This is a genomic window from Chryseobacterium pennae, from assembly GCF_003385515.1.
Lineage (GTDB): Bacteria > Bacteroidota > Bacteroidia > Flavobacteriales > Weeksellaceae > Chryseobacterium > Chryseobacterium pennae.
Map to the genome: position 1 here is coordinate 1 of NZ_QNVT01000074.1, position 687 is coordinate 687.

Below are 687 nucleotides of genomic sequence, written 5' to 3' on the forward strand. Positions count from 1 at the left end.
CAACTGTTTCCCAATCATAAGAAAGAGACATGAATAACTTTAACTCAGTAAATTCATTGAAATAAGATGACAACCCATCACTCAATTGAAACGAAATAACAGCTTTATTGCCATTAACCTTTTCTTCGTTATAAGGTTTTTTAGAATATTCTTCTTCTGGGTCTATTGTATCATTTTTATTTTTGTCTTCCCAAGTAACATACTTAATCTCTTTATCTTTTTGAGGCTCTTTATCTAAATATATTTTTGGCCCATACACATACATATAACCAATACTGTACTTATTTCCAGTAAACTCATATAATGCAAAAGTAATTTTTTGTTGTTTCTCTTTAGGAAGGGAGTTTTGTGGAACTTTATCCGTCATTTCTACTTGAAAATAAACTTTATCCCCAACTTTAGCTTTTGTTATTTTCTTTTTCCCTTCATAATCTGAACTCCACCATGCTTTTTTAAAATAATGACCAACAGATGGAGCTTCTTTAGGGTTTCCTAAATTAGTTCCACCACCAGCAGTAAAATGGCTTCCCTTGCCTGCATAAGCCGTAAATTTATCTGTATAGACAATCCATTCTTCGGTTTCTATACTATTTTTACCACCAACTATTCTTGTAATGTTACCTTCTGCCATTTTTAATGATGTTTAGAGTTTTCACCACTGTTATTATCAAAAGTTCCTTTGGTGTG

The 687-nt window shown here is 31.7% G+C and carries 1 protein-coding gene; it reads right to left on the reverse strand.

What is annotated here, in order from left to right:
- Positions 1-631: hypothetical protein (locus DRF65_RS28185; RefSeq protein WP_133297843.1), on the reverse strand; the 631-nt coding region annotated here is incomplete at its 3' end.
- Positions 632-687: the final 56 nt, after the last annotated feature.